Here is a 2,774-nt window from a genome sequence, read left to right on the forward strand (position 1 = left end):
TCCTGCCGGTACACTTTGACCAAGCGCGGCCGGTGTTTCGGGCCCAGGGTCGTCCCCGACACCGAGAGATCGCCCTGCGCGTCGCGGGTCGCCACGGTGATGAGGTTGAGGAAGTCGACAGCCGCCGGCTGCTTCGTCTCTTTGGCGGTGATGCCGCGCTCTTCGGCGATGTTCTGCACGTTGACGAAGTTGACCGGACCGTCGACCTTGTCGGCGAGCACGCCCTGCAGCACGCCGAGCGTGAGGATGCGCGTGTCGTAGCGGGCGATGCCGCCGCCGTAGCCGATCTCGAACGCGTCGACCGGGCCCTCGGCGATCTGCACGATGAGCTTGCCGAGCTGCTTGCACAACCCGAGGAACGGCATGAGCTCGTCGGCGTCCTCACCGGGCGCCAGCGGGATGTTCACGGCGTTGCTCGCAAACTCGCCGTTCAGCACCGCAGCCACCTGCTCGGCGATGATCGTGCCGGCGCGCAGCTGGGCTTCCACGGTGCTGGCCCCGAGGTGCGGCGTGGCGATGACGCTGTCGTACTTGAACAGGGGGCTCTCGGTGGTGGGCTCCTTGGGATACACGTCGACCGCTGAGGCGGCAACCTTGCCGCTCTCGATGGCGCGCGCCCAGGCCTCCTCGTCGATGATGCCGCCGCGGGCGACGTTAACGACGCGCACGCCATCCTTCATCTTGGCGAACTCTTCGTCGCCGATGAAGCCGAGGGTCTCGGCGTTCTTCGGCAGGTGCACGGTGATGAAGTCGGCTTCGCGGTAGATCTTGTCGGGGCTGTCGGCGCGCTTGAGGCCAAGCTCGTGGAACCGCTCGGCCGGAACGAACGGGTCGTAGGCAAGCACGTCCATGCCGAGACCGCGCGCGTCTTCGGCGACGAGAAAGCCGATGCGCCCGAGGCCGAGGATGCCGAGCGTCTTGCCGCGCAACTCCACGCCGCCTTTGCCCCACTTGCCCTTCTCCCACCTTCCGTCCTTGAGGTCGGCGTGAGCCTGCGGGATGTTGCGGGCAGTCGCCATGATGAGGGCCACCGTGTGCTCCGCGGCGGAGAGCACGTTGCTCTGCGGCGCGTTCACGACGATGACGCCGCGCTTGGTCGCCTCGGCGACGTCGACGTTGTCGACGCCGACCCCGGCGCGGCCGACGACTTGCAGCTTCGCGCCGGCCTTGATGACGTCCGCCGTCACCTTCGTGGCGGAGCGAATGATGAGACCGTTGTACTCGGGGATCTGGGCCAGGAGCTCGTCGGCGTCCCAATCCGTGCCTATGTCGACCTGGAAGCCCTGCTCCTCGAGGAAGGCGATGCCCTCAAGCGCGAGCTTCTCCTTGATCAGAACCTTCTTGATGTCTGTCATCGCTGTAACCCCTCTCAGAGCAGCACGGTGCTCTGCATGAACACCTGTTCGGCGGCAGCCGCCGAGGCGCCGAACTTGACGTCGTAGCCCAGCTCGGCGAGCACCATCTCGACCGTTGTGAGCCCGACGATGATGTCGCTGTGGCCGAAGTAGCCGCAGTGACCGAAGCGGAAGATCTTGCCCTTGAGCGGCCCTTGGCCGCCAGCCAGCCACACGCCCCACTTGTCGCGCGCGATCTTGCCGATCTTGCCGCCGTCGACGCCGTCTGGCACCTTGACGGCGGTAACCGAGTTGGCCTCCGGATCTTCGGGGCCGAAGAGTTCGAGGCCGAGCGCCTTGACGCCCTCCTTGGCGGCGCGGCTGAGGACGCGATGGCGCTCGAACACGTTCGCGAGGCCCTCTTCCTTGATCAGATCGATGGCGGCGTTCTGCGCGACCATGAGGCTCACGGCCGGGGTGTAGGGGGTCTGCGCGGAGTCGCCGGTCATCTTCTTGCGCGCCGCGATGTAGTCGTAATAGAAGCGCGGCGTCTCGCACTTCTCTACGACCGCCCACGCCTTTTCGCTGACGGCCACATAGGCGAGACCAGGGGGTACCATGAGCGCCTTCTGGGAGCCGGCGACGCAGATGTCGACGTGCCACTCGTCGGTCTTCAGATCGGTCGCGCCAAGGCCGCTGATGGCGTCCACGACGAGGATCGCCGGCGTCTTGGCGACGATCTCGCCGATCGTCCTGATGTCGTTGACGACCCCGGTGGAGGTCTCGCTGAACTGCACGTACACGGCCTTGATCGCCGGATCGGCGGCAAGAGCCTTCTCGATGTCGGCGGGGATCACCTTGGTGCCCCACTCGTAGTCGAGCGCGGTCACCGCGGCGCCCCAGGTGGCGGTCAGCTTCTTCCAGCGCTCGCCGAAATTGCCCATACTGGCCACGAGAACGTGGTCGCCGGCGTTGACGACGTTGACCACGGCGCTTTCCATAGCGCCGGTCCCGCTGGCCGCGAAGACGATGATGTCGTTCTCCGTCTGGTAGATGTATTTCAAGCCCGAGACGACCTGCTTGAGAATCTCGGTGAAGCGCGGCGCGCGGTGATGGACGACCGGCTCGGAGAGAGCCGAGAGCACCTCCGGCGGCACGGGCGTGGGGCCGGGAGTGATGAGGAACCGCTTCTGCATCGTGTGGTCCTTTCTCGGTGGTCAGGCGCCGGGGACGAGGCCGGCGAGCCCAATGTACACGGATTCGAAAGCGTCATTCTAGAGAACACCCGTGGCAGTGCACAAATAGTGCACGCTCGTTCGGCGCGGGGTGGAATCGACTGAGCCGGACGCCGGCGCATGAGGCGCCCACGACCCCGCCCCGAAGAGGCAGCGAGGGGCGCGATCGGCCGATAGTCAGGCGAGGCTGCAGGCGGGCAAGACG

Annotated in this window: 2 protein-coding genes; both read right to left on the minus strand. The window is 66.4% G+C overall.

All coding sequences use genetic code 11. The features are described from left to right. The coding region (gene serA, locus WC493_RS23155; protein ID WP_373068993.1) for a phosphoglycerate dehydrogenase at nucleotides 1-1,355 on the minus strand (1,355 nt) is incomplete at its 3' end. 14 nt (nucleotides 1,356-1,369) lie between these two features. Next, nucleotides 1,370-2,530: an alanine--glyoxylate aminotransferase family protein gene (locus tag WC493_RS23160; RefSeq protein ID WP_373068995.1), complete on the minus strand. Its 1,161-nt coding sequence runs from the start codon at nucleotides 2,528-2,530 to the stop codon at nucleotides 1,370-1,372. Nucleotides 2,531-2,774: the final 244 nt, after the last annotated feature.

It is taken from the genome of Zavarzinia sp. (assembly GCF_041650655.1).
In the GTDB taxonomy this organism is placed as follows: Bacteria; Pseudomonadota; Alphaproteobacteria; order Zavarziniales; family Zavarziniaceae; genus Zavarzinia.

Bases quoted from the DNA above. Each gene is read 5' to 3' on its own strand.
- WC493_RS23160 (WP_373068995.1), bottom strand. From the start codon at position 2,530: ATGCAGAAGCGGTTCCTCATCACTCCCGGCCCCACGCCCGTGCCGCCG.